The organism is Providencia sp. PROV119 (assembly GCF_028482435.1).
Classification (GTDB): Bacteria; Pseudomonadota; Gammaproteobacteria; order Enterobacterales; family Enterobacteriaceae; genus Providencia; species Providencia stuartii.
In genome coordinates, this window is sequence record NZ_JAMPQL010000008.1 from 45,837 (window position 1) to 60,634 (window position 14,798).

General features: G+C 40.6%; 18 protein-coding genes. 5 read left to right on the plus strand and 13 right to left on the minus strand.

All coding sequences use genetic code 11. The features are described 5' to 3' along the window. Positions 1-8: 8 nt before the first annotated feature. Genes PSF11_RS09505 through PSF11_RS09515 form a run of 3 tightly spaced genes read left to right on the plus strand, consistent with a single transcriptional unit; the run spans position 9 to position 1,450 of the window. Positions 9-494 carry a ribonuclease domain-containing protein gene (locus PSF11_RS09505; RefSeq protein WP_004925521.1) on the plus strand — a complete coding sequence of 162 codons (486 nt, stop codon included), beginning with the start codon at positions 9-11 and terminating at the stop codon, positions 492-494. Between the two features lie 12 nt (positions 495-506). After that, positions 507-794 carry a barstar family protein gene (locus tag PSF11_RS09510; protein WP_004925519.1) on the plus strand — a complete coding sequence of 96 codons (288 nt, stop codon included), beginning with the start codon at positions 507-509 and terminating at the stop codon, positions 792-794. Between the two features lie 59 nt (positions 795-853). Then, positions 854-1,450 carry an RBBP9/YdeN family alpha/beta hydrolase gene (locus PSF11_RS09515; protein WP_014657567.1) on the plus strand — a complete coding sequence of 199 codons (597 nt, stop codon included), beginning with the start codon at positions 854-856 and terminating at the stop codon, positions 1,448-1,450. Between the two features lie 41 nt (positions 1,451-1,491). Here PSF11_RS09515 and PSF11_RS09520 read toward each other — a convergent pair whose 3' ends face one another. Both PSF11_RS09520 and PSF11_RS09525 read right to left on the minus strand, forming a co-directional pair. After that, positions 1,492-3,075, minus strand: coding sequence for a hypothetical protein (locus PSF11_RS09520; RefSeq protein ID WP_225829603.1), 1,584 nt, complete (start codon positions 3,073-3,075; stop codon positions 1,492-1,494). A 173-nt stretch (positions 3,076-3,248) separates the two neighbouring features. Further along, positions 3,249-3,581 carry a low molecular weight protein tyrosine phosphatase family protein gene (locus PSF11_RS09525; protein WP_004925512.1) on the minus strand — a complete coding sequence of 111 codons (333 nt, stop codon included), beginning with the start codon at positions 3,579-3,581 and terminating at the stop codon, positions 3,249-3,251. A 437-nt stretch (positions 3,582-4,018) separates the two neighbouring features. Here PSF11_RS09525 and PSF11_RS09530 point away from each other — a divergent pair, with 437 nt between their 5' ends. Beyond that, positions 4,019-5,629 carry a leucine-rich repeat domain-containing protein gene (locus PSF11_RS09530; protein WP_072502760.1) on the plus strand — a complete coding sequence of 537 codons (1,611 nt, stop codon included), beginning with the start codon at positions 4,019-4,021 and terminating at the stop codon, positions 5,627-5,629. A gap of 56 nt (positions 5,630-5,685) precedes the next feature. Here PSF11_RS09530 and yjgA read toward each other — a convergent pair whose 3' ends face one another. After that, positions 5,686-6,231 (minus strand): ribosome biogenesis factor YjgA, encoded by a 546-nt coding sequence (gene yjgA, locus PSF11_RS09535; protein WP_072502761.1) that lies wholly within the window; start codon positions 6,229-6,231, stop codon positions 5,686-5,688. 173 nt (positions 6,232-6,404) lie between these two features. Here yjgA and pmbA point away from each other — a divergent pair, with 173 nt between their 5' ends. Next, positions 6,405-7,745 carry a metalloprotease PmbA gene (pmbA, locus tag PSF11_RS09540; protein WP_014657572.1) on the plus strand — a complete coding sequence of 447 codons (1,341 nt, stop codon included), beginning with the start codon at positions 6,405-6,407 and terminating at the stop codon, positions 7,743-7,745. A 196-nt stretch (positions 7,746-7,941) separates the two neighbouring features. On the opposite strand, the gene rnk is transcribed toward pmbA, so the two are convergent. The 10 genes from rnk to kdsC form a co-directional block, all read right to left on the minus strand. Continuing rightward, on the minus strand, positions 7,942-8,352 hold the full coding sequence (gene rnk / locus PSF11_RS09545; protein WP_004925498.1) for a nucleoside diphosphate kinase regulator: 411 nt from the start codon (positions 8,350-8,352) through the stop codon (positions 7,942-7,944). A gap of 188 nt (positions 8,353-8,540) precedes the next feature. After that, positions 8,541-8,813: a PTS phosphocarrier protein NPr gene (npr, locus tag PSF11_RS09550; RefSeq protein WP_004925495.1), complete on the minus strand. Its 273-nt coding sequence runs from the start codon at positions 8,811-8,813 to the stop codon at positions 8,541-8,543. Further along, positions 8,813-9,664, minus strand: a complete 852-nt coding sequence (rapZ, locus tag PSF11_RS09555; protein WP_004925493.1) for an RNase adapter RapZ — start codon at positions 9,662-9,664, stop codon at positions 8,813-8,815. The genes npr and rapZ overlap by 1 nt, the downstream gene beginning before the upstream one ends. Before the next feature lie 168 nt (positions 9,665-9,832). Continuing rightward, on the minus strand, positions 9,833-10,300 hold the full coding sequence (gene ptsN, locus PSF11_RS09560; protein WP_272682757.1) for a PTS IIA-like nitrogen regulatory protein PtsN: 468 nt from the start codon (positions 10,298-10,300) through the stop codon (positions 9,833-9,835). 260 nt (positions 10,301-10,560) lie between these two features. After that, complete coding sequence (gene hpf, locus PSF11_RS09565) at positions 10,561-10,848, minus strand: ribosome hibernation promoting factor (RefSeq protein ID WP_004925485.1); 288 nt, start codon at positions 10,846-10,848, stop codon at positions 10,561-10,563. 22 nt (positions 10,849-10,870) lie between these two features. Further along, on the minus strand, positions 10,871-12,316 hold the full coding sequence (rpoN, locus tag PSF11_RS09570) for an RNA polymerase factor sigma-54 (protein WP_072502762.1): 1,446 nt from the start codon (positions 12,314-12,316) through the stop codon (positions 10,871-10,873). Between the two features lie 45 nt (positions 12,317-12,361). Next, on the minus strand, positions 12,362-13,087 hold the full coding sequence (gene lptB / locus PSF11_RS09575) for an LPS export ABC transporter ATP-binding protein (RefSeq protein ID WP_004925481.1): 726 nt from the start codon (positions 13,085-13,087) through the stop codon (positions 12,362-12,364). A gap of 5 nt (positions 13,088-13,092) precedes the next feature. Beyond that, positions 13,093-13,641: a lipopolysaccharide ABC transporter substrate-binding protein LptA gene (gene lptA / locus PSF11_RS09580; RefSeq protein WP_004925478.1), complete on the minus strand. Its 549-nt coding sequence runs from the start codon at positions 13,639-13,641 to the stop codon at positions 13,093-13,095. Continuing rightward, on the minus strand, positions 13,625-14,218 hold the full coding sequence (gene lptC / locus PSF11_RS09585) for an LPS export ABC transporter periplasmic protein LptC (protein WP_004925475.1): 594 nt from the start codon (positions 14,216-14,218) through the stop codon (positions 13,625-13,627). The genes lptA and lptC overlap by 17 nt, the downstream gene beginning before the upstream one ends. Positions 14,219-14,233: 15 nt before the next feature. Continuing rightward, positions 14,234-14,794 (minus strand): 3-deoxy-manno-octulosonate-8-phosphatase KdsC, encoded by a 561-nt coding sequence (gene kdsC, locus PSF11_RS09590; protein ID WP_014657574.1) that lies wholly within the window; start codon positions 14,792-14,794, stop codon positions 14,234-14,236. Between the last annotated feature and the right edge of the window lie 4 nt (positions 14,795-14,798).

Consider the following 14,798-nt stretch of genomic DNA (forward strand, 5'->3'; position numbering starts at 1 on the left):
ATTAAGCAATGAATAAACGGATTATTTCAATGCTGTTGATGGCGGTCTTGATCGCGCTTAGCTTATATTTTAATGCGGGTGAACAACAAGACAAAAAACAGGCCGAAAGGCCTGTTTCAGTGCCAGCGCAAACAACAGAACAACAGCCGCATCCCCAGAAAATTGATGAACTAACCAAACAGGCAAATGTGGTGAGCTATATGCAAAAACATCAGCAATTGCCGAGTTTTTACATCACGAAAAAAGCGGCTCGTCAGGCTGGTTGGGAGCCGAAACAGGGGAACCTGTGTGATGTGCTACCTGGGAAAGCGATTGGGGGAGATAGGTTCTCTAATCGAGAGAAGCGGTTACCCATCGCTCCGAATCGCCAATGGTATGAGGCTGATATCAATTACAACTGTGGGCACCGCGGTGCAGACCGTTTGCTATACTCCTCCGATGGCATGATTTATGTCACTACAGATCACTATAAAAGCTTCCAGCAGGTAAACTAAGAGATAGCAGCGATGAACCAAAAAATAGTTTTTGACTTTCGGCAGATCAAAACAGTTGAAGACTTTTATTTGCAATTTTCACAACGGTTCTCGCTGCCAAATTGGTTTGGTCACAATCTTGATGCCCTTTGGGATATGGTCTCTGCGGGGCTAGAGCTGCCTATTACCATTGTTTTTAGCCACATGACATCAACTCAGCGGATAGAATTCTCGGATATTATTGATGTAATGAATGATGCACAAGATATGTGGGAAGATGAGTTTATTTTCGCCCTAGATATAACGAAAAATTCTAAATAACCATTAAACTATGCATGGTATAGTATATGCCAACTGATTAGGGTTATGGAGAAATAAAAATGGCAAATGACGTTTCTCAAAATGAGTCATTGAAAGGTAAGAAGTTTGTCATTGTGCATGGTTATACCGCTTCACCAGAAAAAAACTGGTTTCCATGGTTAAAGGCTGAGTTAGCGTCGTTAGGCGCGTTAGTGTATGTACCTGAAATGCCTGAACCGCTATCACCCGAGCCATTAAAGTGGCAACAACATCTCAAAAACTTAGCAATTGAGATTGATGAAAATACCCTATTTATTGGGCATAGCCTAGGGTGTGTGACCGTATTGCGCTTTTTAGAGCAGCAGGTTGCAAAAGGCAATAAAGTCGGTGGCTATATTTTAGTAGCGGGTTTTGATCAGGAGCAAAGCACACTACCTGAATTAAAGCCTCACACGTTGAGCCGATTAGATTACCCATATTTAATTGATATAGCAGATAAAAGGATTTCAATTATCTCTACCAATGATTGGGTCGTTTCACCACAATCATCACAAACACTCGCCAAGGCATTACAAACCGAAGTGATTATTGAGGAAGAAGCTGGGCATTTCCTTGATAGAGAAGGGTATACAGAATTCCCAACATTACTTCACTCAATAAAAACTCAATTTAACTGAATATAAAATCAGGCTGATTGAAGTCAACCAGCCTGATTTTATTAATCTTCAAGTGGCTCGCCCCGTAAGAGGGCTGCAAATCTTGCCTTGGCTTCGTTATCCGGCTCAATGGCATGACATTGAGTCAGCAATGGCTCTAAGTCTTGAGGCCAATCTTCTCTTTTCCAATTCGCTAATGCCCTAAGAGCCATATTACGGTTACGCACTACAGGGCTTTGCAACCCACAGAGGATCATAGATAAACCGACACCAGGAAAACGCGGTAATTCTTGTAAAATAAAATCAAGTTTTCCATGTTGTGCATAGCCAGCACCAAGACCAAGGCTATCACTCGGCCCTGTCGATATTGCTTCTAATGGGAGCTGCTGCTCTGCTAAGGCTATCACTTGTTTGACTTGGTCTATATCGTTCGTTTTCATTAACTCAAACCACAAATCATTCTCAGGATGATTTAACTGTTTTTCGTATAGATAAGGGAAGATATCTTGACCACGGGCTCTGGCTATACTGGTGCTATTACGGAATAAGATATCATCATCACTATTTAAACCTTGAGCGATTAATTTATCCCATATAGGGTTATCCAATATAGTTTGTGCTAATGAAGTGATGGCTGTGCTATTTTCAAATTTCTCGCTATTTTCTTGAAAATAATCATTAATGCCGAGTACAGTAAAATAATAGTCTAATAAATAATCTTGTTCTAAAATGCGGCTCAAGTAATTGAAGCAACAACGAAAAGCATCATCATAGTCATTGATATCACGTGCCGGTCCACCGCCTAGCAACGCTTGAATAATATCGGATGAGGCTACTAATAATTGGCTATCATTTTGTGTTTCTAATGCATCTGCCAAGTGGCAATAGGTTGCACAGTGCCAAGCGGTATATTCAACCATAACACTATTTTGATAGCCTGTAGTCAGTATCCATTGCTTGGTTTCCTCACTTATTTCATCGGGTAGATGTTCAATAAGATGTACGCGCCCCCAGCCTTCAACACGTTTTGCTAACTTTAGCCACATTGCATCATAGTCAGATGTGGATGTGAGCATCGCATGGATTGGGATAATAGTGTAAAGCGTGAATTCATCATGGCAAGCAAGACAATAAAGTGTCTTAAGGCGTTCATCACTTGGAAAAAACACAGTAAAGGAAATGGCCAATTTAACCACATTAGTATCGGGGCTATTGTGGAGTAACCAGTCGGTAAAGGCTTCCAATTTTGGCGCATGGATCTCTTGTTTATCGACGATTAAATGGATTAGATCGTCGATATAAGATAACGGGCTTTGTTCGGCGACTTGCTGATAGAAATGATAAACCGATTCTTTGTCGTTTTTCTCCAGCGCTCTTTTTAGTGAAGTGTAAATTTCGCTAGCAGTGATTTCAGAAGCCCCCATTCCGTGGTGGCTGAATACACCATCTTCAGCGCCATTAGCCCAACGAATTGTATTTTCATCGACTTCAGTTGTATCTGGGAGCTCAGACAGTGATTCAGGGAGTGGGGATAATTCGTTTATCCAAGGCAATAAATGCTGATAGATTGGCGTGATATTCGTATTCCAAACGACAGGATAATTTTCTTGTCCTTTTTTAAAAAGAGAGGCTAACCATTTTTTCATTTTTGATAACATCCTATTGTGTTTGAATTATGGGTTTTTATATTGAATAAGCCAATAAAATGTTTTTTTAATCATAAAATAGATAACACGGTAGGTTCGATGTTGGCTCAATCAATTTTGTGATAAAACCTTCTTTAAGGGTAATTAAAAAAGGTTTCACTTATCGTCATTTCTTACGGGATAAACTCGCTGAGATAACTTGGAACAATATCTTTAAGTATCTCAATTAATTGCGGGTCCATGTATTGATACTCATCAGGAATATCGAGTACATAAAGTGATTTGTGTTCGAGTAGGCGAGTAAAATTGGCTTTTAGCCGATCTTTATGTTTTTGTTCCATGACAAAAATAACATCAGCCCAACGGAGCAAATCTGCGGTAATTCGGCGTCTTGCATTGCTACTGGTGCCAGCAGAGCGTACCGACCAGCTTGGATGGTGGCGCCAAATTTGCTCTGCGGTTGGGCTACGCCATTGGTTACGACTACAAATAAATAAAATATTCATTTACTGTTATGTATTTCCTCCAAACCTTTCAGAGCAAGCTGTCTGTTACTGATTTGGGGGTATGCCATACCTAGCTGTGTCGCGCGAATAATTTTTTCCTACGCCCATACATCTGTTTCCAGTTTTTCTCAGCGGGAAAGCGATCTCGTTTTTTTCGCGGCGAGTGGATTCTATTTTTGGCTCTACGCCATGCTCGATTTCTTGAATTATCCATATCTTCCACATAAGGTTATCGGGGATAGCAGCCGCGATAATACGGGTAAGAATATGATTAACGTCAGTATCATACGGAGACATTGTATGACTATCAAGCAAATTCAAGATAGCTAACGTTTTTTAGGATTATTACGTTATTTATATCCTAATAATGATTATTCTACTGTTATTGGGTTTAATCATTTTACATTTATCTCAAGGTTAATGATAATTGAATATTTATGACTAAAGCTAGATTTATTTATAATAAAATAATGCTAAATAAGGTAAGGGAAATGAATTTTTTTGAAAGAATAAACATCAGTTTTTCCGATTGTGTTAAAAAATACCATCTCGAGTTTCTACCTAGTTATCTTGAGGATTATTATAACGGTCGACTTTTACGGGTCAAAGAAAGTGTCACATTGGACTCTTTAGAAATTGATGATATAGACGAGATGGGAGGGACTATTATTCTTTTTGAAAAAGACCTTATTATCGAAAATGCGTTAACTCAAAGTAATGTAGATTATGGTCCAACCGTTATTGTAAAAGGGAATGTATCAGCTAAGAACATAGCATTTGGGGGAGCTTGTATTATCATCAAGGGGGATGTGACCGTTGAGCAAACCATGATAGGAATTTATAATCATGGAGTGATAAATATAACAGGTAAAGTCACAGCGGAATATATTATTTCGGATGACCACTGTTTTTCAATCTATGATAAGGGGAGTAAAGGTATCTTTTTAGGTTTCCAAGATTTAAGGTATCATGCAAAAGACGTATTATCTGGAAAGTATTATGATGACGCCGAAGAAAATATCAAAATAGATAAAATCATTGAGGCGATAAAAAAAGGTAATTCGATTAAGAAAAATGGTAATATAGTAAGTCAAGTTCAGAAGGCAATAGATAAGTTTAAAGCATCAAAAAATGCTAAACTTAATTTGTCTAACCTAAATCTTACAGAAATACCCGAAGAAATATTTCAGCTTGAAAATATTAAAGAGCTAGATTTATCAAATAATCCGCTAAAAGAATTATCGTTGAAGGGCATGCAGACTGACCATTTAAAATCCATTAATTTAGCGTGCTGCTCGTTGACTGAATTTCCAATAGATATATTAAATATCAATCAGATAGAATCCATTGATTTAAGTTTTAACACTATTTCAAGTTTACCCGAAGAACTACCTGTACTCAATCAATTGAAAAAACTATTGTTAAGCCATTGTAATTTTACCGAGTTCCCTTGTATTTTATATCAGGTAGTCAATTTAGAATATTTAGATCTTGGTTTTCAAGATGAAGAAACCTTATTTCTTATCGACAAAGCACTTCAAAGTTTAAAGGTGTTACTGCTATCGGGTAATGCAAATATCAATATTACTGCACCACAACCCAAATTATATGAACTGAATATCAGCCATTGTCTAATGGATACTTTTCCAATTGCATTAACCAAGTCAACACATCTTACACACTTGGATATGAGTTATAATCATAAAATGAGATGGCTACCTGATGAGTTTTCTGAGTTAAAAAAATTAAAAAAACTCTCTTTTTCAATTCTCTATATGGAAGAAAGTCATATCAATATTTTACAAAAACTTCCTAAGCTACAATATATCACTAATTTTCTAAAGAGTGATAATCCGTTCTATGGTAATCAGGTGGCTCAAGCACTATTAGCCGTCAAAAATTGGAATACATTGGTTATTGATAGTGTCTTAGAAGATCAAACAATTATTGATGCAATCGTACTCAGAGAGAACCTTAAAAAATTCATTATGGGTGAATATGAAGTTGATATAAAAGAAGCAAGGCAATGTTTAGGGGTTAGTTTTTAATCTATTTTTGACATCATCCCCTATAGCATATTGTGAGTGGTATAGGGGATGGTGATTTAAGCGCTTTCGGACAGCTCTTTTAAATATTGAAAAACTTGGCGGAAGGCTTTTGGTGGCTTATTGCCTTCACGCTCTTTTTTAGCGTTACGTACCAATGCCCTAAGTTGTTGTCTATCTGTATGGGGAAACAGAGCAACGACTTCTTCGATAACATCATCACCATTTTCAATAAGGCGTGTACGCAGGTCTTCAAGCTTATGCAGAATGACAACTTGCTGATTATGGCGATTTTTCAGTTTATCTAAAGCCTCTGTGATGGGGTCAACGTCTCGAGAGCGTAGCAACTTACCAATATATTGTAGTTGGCGACGACGACCTTCACGCTTGATTTTTTGTGCCAGTTCAATGGCATCGAGTAACTGAGCATCAAGTGGAATGCGCTCAAGTTCATTTTTGCTTAATTCAACAAGTTCGGCCCCCAGTTTTTTGAGAACTTCAGCATCGCGTTTAATTTCGTTTTTACTGACCCAAATGATCTCATCATCGTCTTCATCTTGCGGCGCTGGGACATCATCCAGCCAGTCTTCAGGCTGTTTGGCCATATATCGATTTCCTTTTTACAGAACGCAGCGTGTAATTGCATGACCTGCCGCGTTGTGGATGTTAACATTCATATATTATGTATTGTAACTGGGAAAAAGCCCTGATGACACCCGACATTTGTGAGTTGGTGTAAAAAAAGCCGGGTTTCCCCCATTTTATGTGGATTGAATCGATGAATTTAACTGAACAAGTCAGCGAACAACGTAAAAATTTAGAAGAGGCGGTTGCACGGGCGCTTCATTTTGCAAAAAGTCGTTGTGATGCCGCTGAAGTTGCTGTGAACAAAAGCACTGGAATTAGTGTCAGTACCCGTCAAGGAGAAGTCGAAAATGTTGAATTCAATAGTGATGGCGCACTTGGGATCACCGTTTATCACAACCAACGTAAAGGGAGCGCCTCTTCAACAGATTTAAGCCCCGAAGCGATTGAGCGTACAGTACAAGCTGCGGTAGACATTGCCCGTTACACATCGGAAGACCCATGTGCAGGCCCTGCTGAGAAGTCACTATTAGCCTTTGATGCCCCTGATTTACAACTATTCCAAGCCAGTAATATCACTCCTGAAGAAGCAATTAAATTGGCGTCACAAGCGGAAATGTCGGCACTTAAGGTTGACCCGCGTATTGTGAATACGGAAGGGGGAAGCTTTAATGGTCATTATGGCGTGCGGGTTTTTGGTAACTCTCACGGTATGCTACAAAGCTATTGCTCAAGCCGTTATTCGATGTCAAGTTGTGTGATCGCAGAGCAAAATGGTGAAATGGAACGTGATTATGCTTATACCATCGGGCGCAGCTTAAGTGCTTTGAAATCGCCTGAATGGGTGGGGCAAGAGTGCGCTCGTCGTACATTGGCACGCCTCTCACCGAGAAAGCTGCCAACGATGAAGGCACCTGTTATTTTTGCTGCTGAAGTGGCGACAGGGTTGTTTGGTCATCTTGTTGGGGCAATTAGTGGAAGTAGTATTTACCGCAAATCTTCTTTTCTACTCGATAGCTTAGGTAAGCAAATTTTACCTGATTGGTTAACCATCACTGAACAGCCGCATTTAATCGGTGGATTAGCGTCATCGCCATTCGACAGTGAAGGGGTTCGCACCACTGAGCGCAATATTATTGAAAATGGTGTGTTGCAAACGTGGCTAATGACCTCTTATTCAGCCAGAAAGTTAGGCTTACAAAGTACAGGGCATGCTGGAGGGATCCATAACTGGCGTATTGCTGGTCAGGGGCTGTCATTCGAAGCATTGCTAAAACAAATGGGAACAGGACTGGTTGTTACTGAACTGATGGGGCAAGGGGTCAGTGGGATCACCGGAGATTATTCACGTGGTGCTTCCGGTTTTTGGGTGGAAAATGGTGAGATCCAATATCCTGTCAGCGAGATCACAATAGCAGGTAATTTAAAAGATATGTGGGCAAATATCGTCACGATTGCCGATGATATTGAAACTCGCAGTAATATTCAGTGTGGCTCTGTATTGTTACCTGAAATGAGTATTGCGGGAGAGTAATTTGCTCAAATGAATAAGGCACTCCTTTTGAAGTGCCTTATCAATAAACAGAATAGATTTATTTTTTGCCTGATAAAGTGGCTTCAAGCGCTTTGCCTGCAAAGCCTATCGTGGAAAACCCATTTTTTATTCTGTTAACGTCAGCCTGCTTATTTAATACATTGATGTTATTGCTAAGTTAGGCGATTTTATACCATTAACGATGGTATTCACCCGCGGCTTCTGGCTGATAAATAATTTCGAGTACTCTTACGCGTGTTTCAACACCATTAGGCAATGCCCAACTGATCTCATCATTAACATGCAGACCAAGCAAAGCCGCACCGATTGGCGCCATAACAGAGAGCTGCTCAGCACTATCTTTTAAAGAGGCTGGGTAAACTAAAGTGCGTGTGCGTTCTTCATTGCTAATCAAATCAAGAAAACGCACCGTACTGTTCATTGTGACGACGTCGGCAGGAATTTCCTGTGGTGACAGGATGTCTGCACGATCAAGTTCATCATTCAGTGCGTCAGCAACTGGGGTACCCGCATAAGCTGCTTGTTCCAACAGTGCATCTAGGCGTTCTGCATCTAAATCATTGATAATAATTGTTGGCTTTGTCATACCACACTCCAATAGAGACGTACAAAGCAAACACCCCCCACCCAATAAGGTAGGGGGTGTCGCTGTGATAAAATTGTATAAAATATTAGGCTCTTCAAGCTCCAAAAGGAAGAGATCATGATCACGATCTTTGAGCCAATACTTGTAAAATTATTGATATTTAGTTCATAAATAAATGGTGGATTATACTAGCTTTCATCAAATCCACTTTCGAACAGGTTAATAATCGCGGATAAAGCCTGATCCTCATCAGGGCCGCTAACCTCAATATCAATGGTACTTCCTTGCTCTGAGTCTAACATCAACATCGCAATAACGCTATCGGCCTCAGCCTCAATCTGATTATTATTGCGTAAAATAACCTTAGAGTTAAATTTTTTAACTAATTCATAAAGTAACATTGCCGGCCTAGCATGCATACCAAGCCGGTTTTTTAATGTGATTGTCGCTTTTAAGGTCATTACTTGCGTTTTTCTAGGGTTCTGTGGCGAGATTGTACATTCTTACCACGAGAACGGAAGTAATCAGCTAATTGCTCAGCGACATAGACCGAACGGTGTTTCCCTCCGGTACAGCCGATTGCCACCGTGAGGTAACTACGGTTATTGGTCTCAAGCATAGGCAGCCATAATTCAAGGTAGCTACGTGTTTGATAAATAAAGTTGTGTACCTCTGTGTGCCTATCGAGGAATGCGGCAACAGGGCGATCGAGGCCTGTCATTGGGCGCAATTTCGGATCCCAATGTGGGTTCGGTAAAAAGCGCACATCGAAAACATAGTCTGCATCGATAGGAATACCATGTTTGAAACCAAAAGATTCGAATACCATGGTTAGCTCTCGTTCACGTTTACCCATCAAACGCGTTCTGAGCATCTCGGCTAATTCATGGACTGACATTTCTGAGGTATCAATCACTAAATCAGCGCGTGACCGTAAAGGCTCTAAAAGCTCATTTTCTTCATCGATAGCACTTTCAAGTGACAAGTTTTTGCTCGAAAGTGGATGTAATCTACGAGTATCACTATAGCGGCGAATTAATGTGTTGCGATCGGCATCCAGAAATAGCAATTGCGGCGAAAAGCTAGAAGGTAATCTACCTAAAGCCTCTTCAAAGATTTCTGGGTTGTCAGGCATATTACGCACATCAATGCTCACAGCAGCTGAAATATTACGATCTGCGAGTGAATTGGCCAGTTCTGGAAGCAGCACAACCGGCAGGTTATCCACACAATAGAAACCCATATCTTCCAGCGCACGTAAGGCAACGGATTTTCCCGAACCGGAACGGCCGCTGACAATCATCAGCACCATGAGCTAACTCCCTTTTGTTTCTTTTCGGTGATCATAGGACCCCGATAGTTGAATAGATCGTTTGCTTACTTATCAGAACATCACAGTCTATGTCAGTACAGCTATATAGAAAATATCAAAATTTCATAGACATGTAACCCTGTGATGACGAAGTTATTTAATTATAGGCTACTCAGTAATAATACTATATAACTCTGCATCGCTTTGTGCCGATCTCAGACGCTTACAAAGAGATTTGTCGGCTAATTTTTTCGCGATTAATGATAAAGTGTGTAGATGCGTTTTACACTGATCTGCGGGCACTAATAGCGCAAAAAGCAGATCAACAGGTTGGTTATCAATGGCATCGAAGGCGATTGGCTCTTCCAGATGCAAAAAAACACCAACAGCTTGTGTATGTTCACCTTCTGCTAGCTTGCCGTGAGGGATGGCGATTCCTCCGCCAATACCTGTTGTTCCTACTTTTTCTCTGGTGAGTAAAGCTTCAAATACCGTGTTTTCCGCTAATCCCAACTCTGCGGCAGCCAGTTCACTAATAATCTCAAGTGCTCTTTTTTTACTAGTACAAGTAAGGTTATTGCGTGTACAAGCTGAAGATAATACGGCGCTTAATTGGATTTCTATATCACTGTTCATTTTATTGTTCACTTAGGACTACAAAACCAGATGGTGTATGCCACCATCTGGTTTAAGCCATTTATTAGTTATACACCACAGTATGATTTGGGATTGTTGTTAACAAACTGAGAACGCATACTGTTGTTCGCATTGTTTCATACGTTGAAAACCAACCGTTTGGCTTTCGACGCTTATTTTTACAATCCCTAATGACCGCCACTAAACATTGAAGGTCTGGTGAAGGCCTGAAATCAACCTGTGATTTCACCATAAATGTATTAGTGTTGTCTCAGTTTTTCTTTATGTTTAGTTAATTGGCGTGACAGTTTGTCTACCAGTTGGTCAATTGCAGCGTACATATCACTTTCTTCCGCTGACGCATGGAGTTCAGCACCATTAACCTGCACAGTTGCTTCAGCAATTTGCTGAACTTTTTCAACTTTCAGAATGACTTGAATACCGTTAATGCGATCAAACAATTGTTCCAATTTTCTGATCTTTTTCTCAACAGTTTCACGTAATGCAGGGGTGACTTCAATATTGTGTCCAGTAATCTGAAATTCCATACAACCTTCCTTATTTTATCAATTAAACCAACTGTTTGCGTTGGTTTGAGGGCGGAATAGATAACGATTCACGGTACTTAGCGACAGTTCGACGTGCAACCTGAATGCCCTGTTCGGCTAGCATGCTTGTCAATTTACTGTCACTTAATGGTTTTGCTGGGTTTTCAGCAGCAACCAGTTTTTTCACTAACGCACGTATTGCCGTTGAAGAGGCTTCACCTCCTGTATCGGTACTGACGTGGCTAGAGAAAAAATACTTCAACTCGAAAATTCCTCGCGGGCTATGGAGAAACTTTTGAGTTGTCACTCTCGAAATCGTTGATTCGTGCATATCCACCTGATAAGCAATATCTGCCAATATCATGGGTTTCATGTACTCTTCACCGAACTCAAAGAATTCTTGTTGTTGTTCTACAATACAAGTCGCCACTTTTAACAAAGTTTCATTACGGCTTTCTAAGCTTTTTATCAGCCATTTGGCATCTTGTAAGTGACTACGAATATATTGTGAATCACTTTCGTTCACGGAATCTTTTATCAAAGAAGCATAGTGATTATTGATACCTAATTTAGGGATGCTATCTGTATTTAATTCAACTTGCCAGTGCCCGTTGATTTTTTTCACCAAAACATCGGGAATAACATATTCCGACTCTCCGGTATTGATAGATTGGCCCGGTTTAGGGTTCAACGTCAATATCAGGTCAATAGCGGTTTTTAAAGCATCCTCTTTTAGACGGGTGAGTTTACTGAGCTGGCGAAAATCACGATTAGCCAGTAAATCAATATGTTGACTAATAATCAACCGAGCCTCATCTAGCCCGTCAGTACCTTTTGGGTAAAGGGATAGCTGGATCAATAAGCACTCTTTCAGATCTTGTGCTGCCACACCAAGCGGATCAAAATGCTGAATGCGTTTTAAAACAGCGACCACTTCTTCAAGTGTGATATCTGGGTTATTGATACCTTCGTGGATCTCTTTTATTGGCGTTGTCAGATAGCCAGAATCATCAATTGAGTCAATAATCGCGGTAGCAATCGCTCTGTCTGTGTCTGTAAAAGGCGTTAATTCAGATTGCCATAACAAATAGTCTTGCAGCGTTTGTGTGGTTTCCCCTTGATAGACGGGTAACTCATCAAAGCTATAGTCATTATTTGTACCCGATGGCGTACCCGCAGTATAAATTTCATCCCAATTCGCATCCAAAGGAAGCTCATCTGGCATATCACCTTTTTCAAGGGCATCTTTAGTATCGATTTCACTGCTGTCAGTATGAATATCGAGACTATCAAGGGAGTCTAAGTCAGAGGCGTTTTCTTCTTGTTCCAGAAGCGGGTTAGTTTCTAGGGCGAGTTGGATCTCTTGTTGTAGCTCAAGCGTAGAAAGTTGCAACAGACGGATAGCCTGTTGCAATTGAGGAGTCATTGCAAGTTGTTGACTGATTCTGAGCTGCAAACTTTGCTTCATGAATGTGCTTTTATCTCCACCTCAATTGAATGCTTAACCAATGACTTACAACCGGAAACCTTCCCCTAAATATACCCGTTTTACTTGTTCGTTTTCTAGGATCATTTCAGGTGTGCCATGAGCAATTAAGTGCCCTTGACTGACAATATAGGCTCTTTCACAAACATCGAGCGTTTCACGTACGTTATGGTCAGTGATGAGTACTCCTAAGCCATAATCACGTAAATGTTGGATAATTTTTTTAATATCTAATACCGAAATCGGGTCAACACCTGCAAACGGTTCATCTAATAGAATAAATTTCGGGTTTGCTGCTAATGCACGAGCAATCTCTACGCGGCGACGTTCCCCACCAGACAACGATTGGCCAATGCTATCACGCAAATGGGTAATGCTAAATTCTTCCATTAACTCTTCTGCACGCTCTTTGCGTTGCTCAGTGTTGAGGTCATGGCGTATTTCTAGCACTGCCATTAGATTATCATAAACACTCAAACGACGGAAAATCGACGCCTCTTGAGGAAGATAGCCAATACCACGGCGCGCACGTTCATGAAGCGGAAGGAGACTAATATCTTCACCATCAATGGTAATTTTGCCTGCATCCCGCTGGACGATGCCGACGACCATATAAAAGGTGGTCGTTTTTCCCGCACCATTAGGGCCTAAAAGACCAACAATTTCGCCAGATTTCACCTCAAGGCTAACATCTTCAACGACCTTGCGTTTTTTATAGGCTTTTGCCAGATTCTCTGCGGTTAATGTCGCCATAACGATTATTTACTCTTTCCGTTGTTTGCCGCTGGGCCTTTTTCTTGTAGCTGTGATGGCAATAATACTGTCGTGACACGTTTCCCTTTGTCACTAAACGCTTCCATTTGCTGCGTTGGCACGATATAGGTGATCTTATCACCTTTAATATTACTGTCTAACTGCTCAAGATAAGCATTGCCAGTTAATGTGAGGAGCTCTTTATCTACCTCATAGCGTGCTTTTGACGCTCGGCCTTTAATTGGCTTACCATCATCTTGTAATTGATAGAAGGTCACTGGGTTACCAAACGCTTCTATCGTAATTTTATCTGAATTACTGCTAGGGCGCGTCACAACCACCTTATTTGCTCGGATATCAATAGAGCCTTGCTTAATAACGACATCATCAGTAAATGTGGTGACATTTTTTTCTAAATCAAGGGATTGCTTGACTGAATTAATCGTCATTGGCTGTTGCGTGTCAGTTTTTAATGCAGAAGCTGGTACGCTAAGAGCAAAAATTGCGCTGGCAACGGCTCCTTGAATAAAACGCTTTTTATTTACTTGATTCATTTTTTTGCTCTTCTTTTTGTAGCACGTAATGTGTTTTTACATCTTCAATTAACTCTGCGGTTCTTGAGCGCAGGTTACCGCGCATTTTTAGACCGGTAGAATTAAGGCCTTGCCCGATAATAGTGACTTTGTCATCTGATGAAACATCTTGTGTTATCAGGTTAACGACGGCACTTTGGGTTGAAATCCGTTGGATTTGGGAATCCGGGCTTAAACTATCGGCCTGTACATCGTTATACAGATAGAGCACTCTATCATTTGTTAACTTGGCTTTTAGCGCCCGTACAGTCCAAGTGGGTACACCGACTTCGTTGTATGTTGTTAAAACAGGGTTAGCAAACCAAGTGATTTTTTCAGCCGTATAATTATCAATTTTATCTGATACTAATTTATAGGCCAAATCACCCGCTGGATTATAGACAAATGTCACTGAATCATCGGTTTGATAATTAGGTTGGCTGTTATCAAGGACACTGTTTGTGGGCGTGTCTGTGTCAAGACCGGCAAGGTTCCAGCCGATCAGACCAAGTGCTATCAATGATAACAGGATAATTAACCACTTTTTAGCGTTACTCATGGGTGTCTTTATTCTTTAAATCGATAAGCCTTTAGCTTCTTCCAGTTTATTTTGCGCTAGAAGGATGAGGTCGCAAAGTTCACGTACCGCCCCTTTACCCCCACCAAGACGTGTGACGTAATCTGCCTTTGGTAGTAATAATGGATGTGCATCAGCAACCGCTGCCGATAGCCCAACTTTTGCCATAACAGGCCAATCAATAAGGTCATCCCCAATATAGGCCGCTTCTTCTTCTGTTATCTTCAGTGTATCTAACAGTTCATGATACGCCAAAAGCTTATCGCTTTGACCTTGGTAAAGATATGTAATCCCTAATGTCTTCGCGCGATCTTCAAGCAATTTGGCTTTTCGACCGGTGATAATCGCCACTTCGATACCAGAGGTGAGTAAGCAGCGAATACCGTATCCATCACGGACATTGAAGGCTTTGAGTTCTTCGCCGTTATTACCCATATAAATCAGTCCGTCAGACATAACGCCATCGACATCACAGATTAATAATTTAACTTTAGCGGCTTTCTGCAATACTGTCTCGGCGACTGGGCCATAACAGGTATCCTGATAGTGCGGATCCATAATC

Excerpts from the sequence above, each read along its gene's own strand:
- PSF11_RS09505 (WP_004925521.1), top strand. The coding sequence starts at position 9 with ATGAATAAACGGATTATTTCAATGCTGTTGATGGCGGTCTTGATCGCG.
- PSF11_RS09510 (WP_004925519.1), top strand. The coding sequence starts at position 507 with ATGAACCAAAAAATAGTTTTTGACTTTCGGCAGATCAAAACAGTTGAA.
- PSF11_RS09515 (WP_014657567.1), top strand. The coding sequence starts at position 854 with ATGGCAAATGACGTTTCTCAAAATGAGTCATTGAAAGGTAAGAAGTTT.
- PSF11_RS09520 (WP_225829603.1), bottom strand. The coding sequence starts at position 3,075 with ATGAAAAAATGGTTAGCCTCTCTTTTTAAAAAAGGACAAGAAAATTAT.
- PSF11_RS09525 (WP_004925512.1), bottom strand. The coding sequence starts at position 3,581 with ATGAATATTTTATTTATTTGTAGTCGTAACCAATGGCGTAGCCCAACC.
- PSF11_RS09530 (WP_072502760.1), top strand. The coding sequence starts at position 4,019 with ATGACTAAAGCTAGATTTATTTATAATAAAATAATGCTAAATAAGGTA.
- yjgA (WP_072502761.1), bottom strand. The coding sequence starts at position 6,231 with ATGGCCAAACAGCCTGAAGACTGGCTGGATGATGTCCCAGCGCCGCAA.
- pmbA (WP_014657572.1), top strand. The coding sequence starts at position 6,405 with ATGAATTTAACTGAACAAGTCAGCGAACAACGTAAAAATTTAGAAGAG.
- rnk (WP_004925498.1), bottom strand. The coding sequence starts at position 8,352 with ATGACAAAGCCAACAATTATTATCAATGATTTAGATGCAGAACGCCTA.
- npr (WP_004925495.1), bottom strand. The coding sequence starts at position 8,813 with ATGACCTTAAAAGCGACAATCACATTAAAAAACCGGCTTGGTATGCAT.
- rapZ (WP_004925493.1), bottom strand. The coding sequence starts at position 9,664 with ATGGTGCTGATGATTGTCAGCGGCCGTTCCGGTTCGGGAAAATCCGTT.
- ptsN (WP_272682757.1), bottom strand. The coding sequence starts at position 10,300 with ATGAACAGTGATATAGAAATCCAATTAAGCGCCGTATTATCTTCAGCT.
- hpf (WP_004925485.1), bottom strand. The coding sequence starts at position 10,848 with ATGGAATTTCAGATTACTGGACACAATATTGAAGTCACCCCTGCATTA.
- rpoN (WP_072502762.1), bottom strand. The coding sequence starts at position 12,316 with ATGAAGCAAAGTTTGCAGCTCAGAATCAGTCAACAACTTGCAATGACT.
- lptB (WP_004925481.1), bottom strand. The coding sequence starts at position 13,087 with ATGGCGACATTAACCGCAGAGAATCTGGCAAAAGCCTATAAAAAACGC.
- lptA (WP_004925478.1), bottom strand. The coding sequence starts at position 13,641 with ATGAATCAAGTAAATAAAAAGCGTTTTATTCAAGGAGCCGTTGCCAGC.
- lptC (WP_004925475.1), bottom strand. The coding sequence starts at position 14,218 with ATGAGTAACGCTAAAAAGTGGTTAATTATCCTGTTATCATTGATAGCA.
- kdsC (WP_014657574.1), bottom strand. The coding sequence starts at position 14,794 with ATGGATCCGCACTATCAGGATACCTGTTATGGCCCAGTCGCCGAGACA.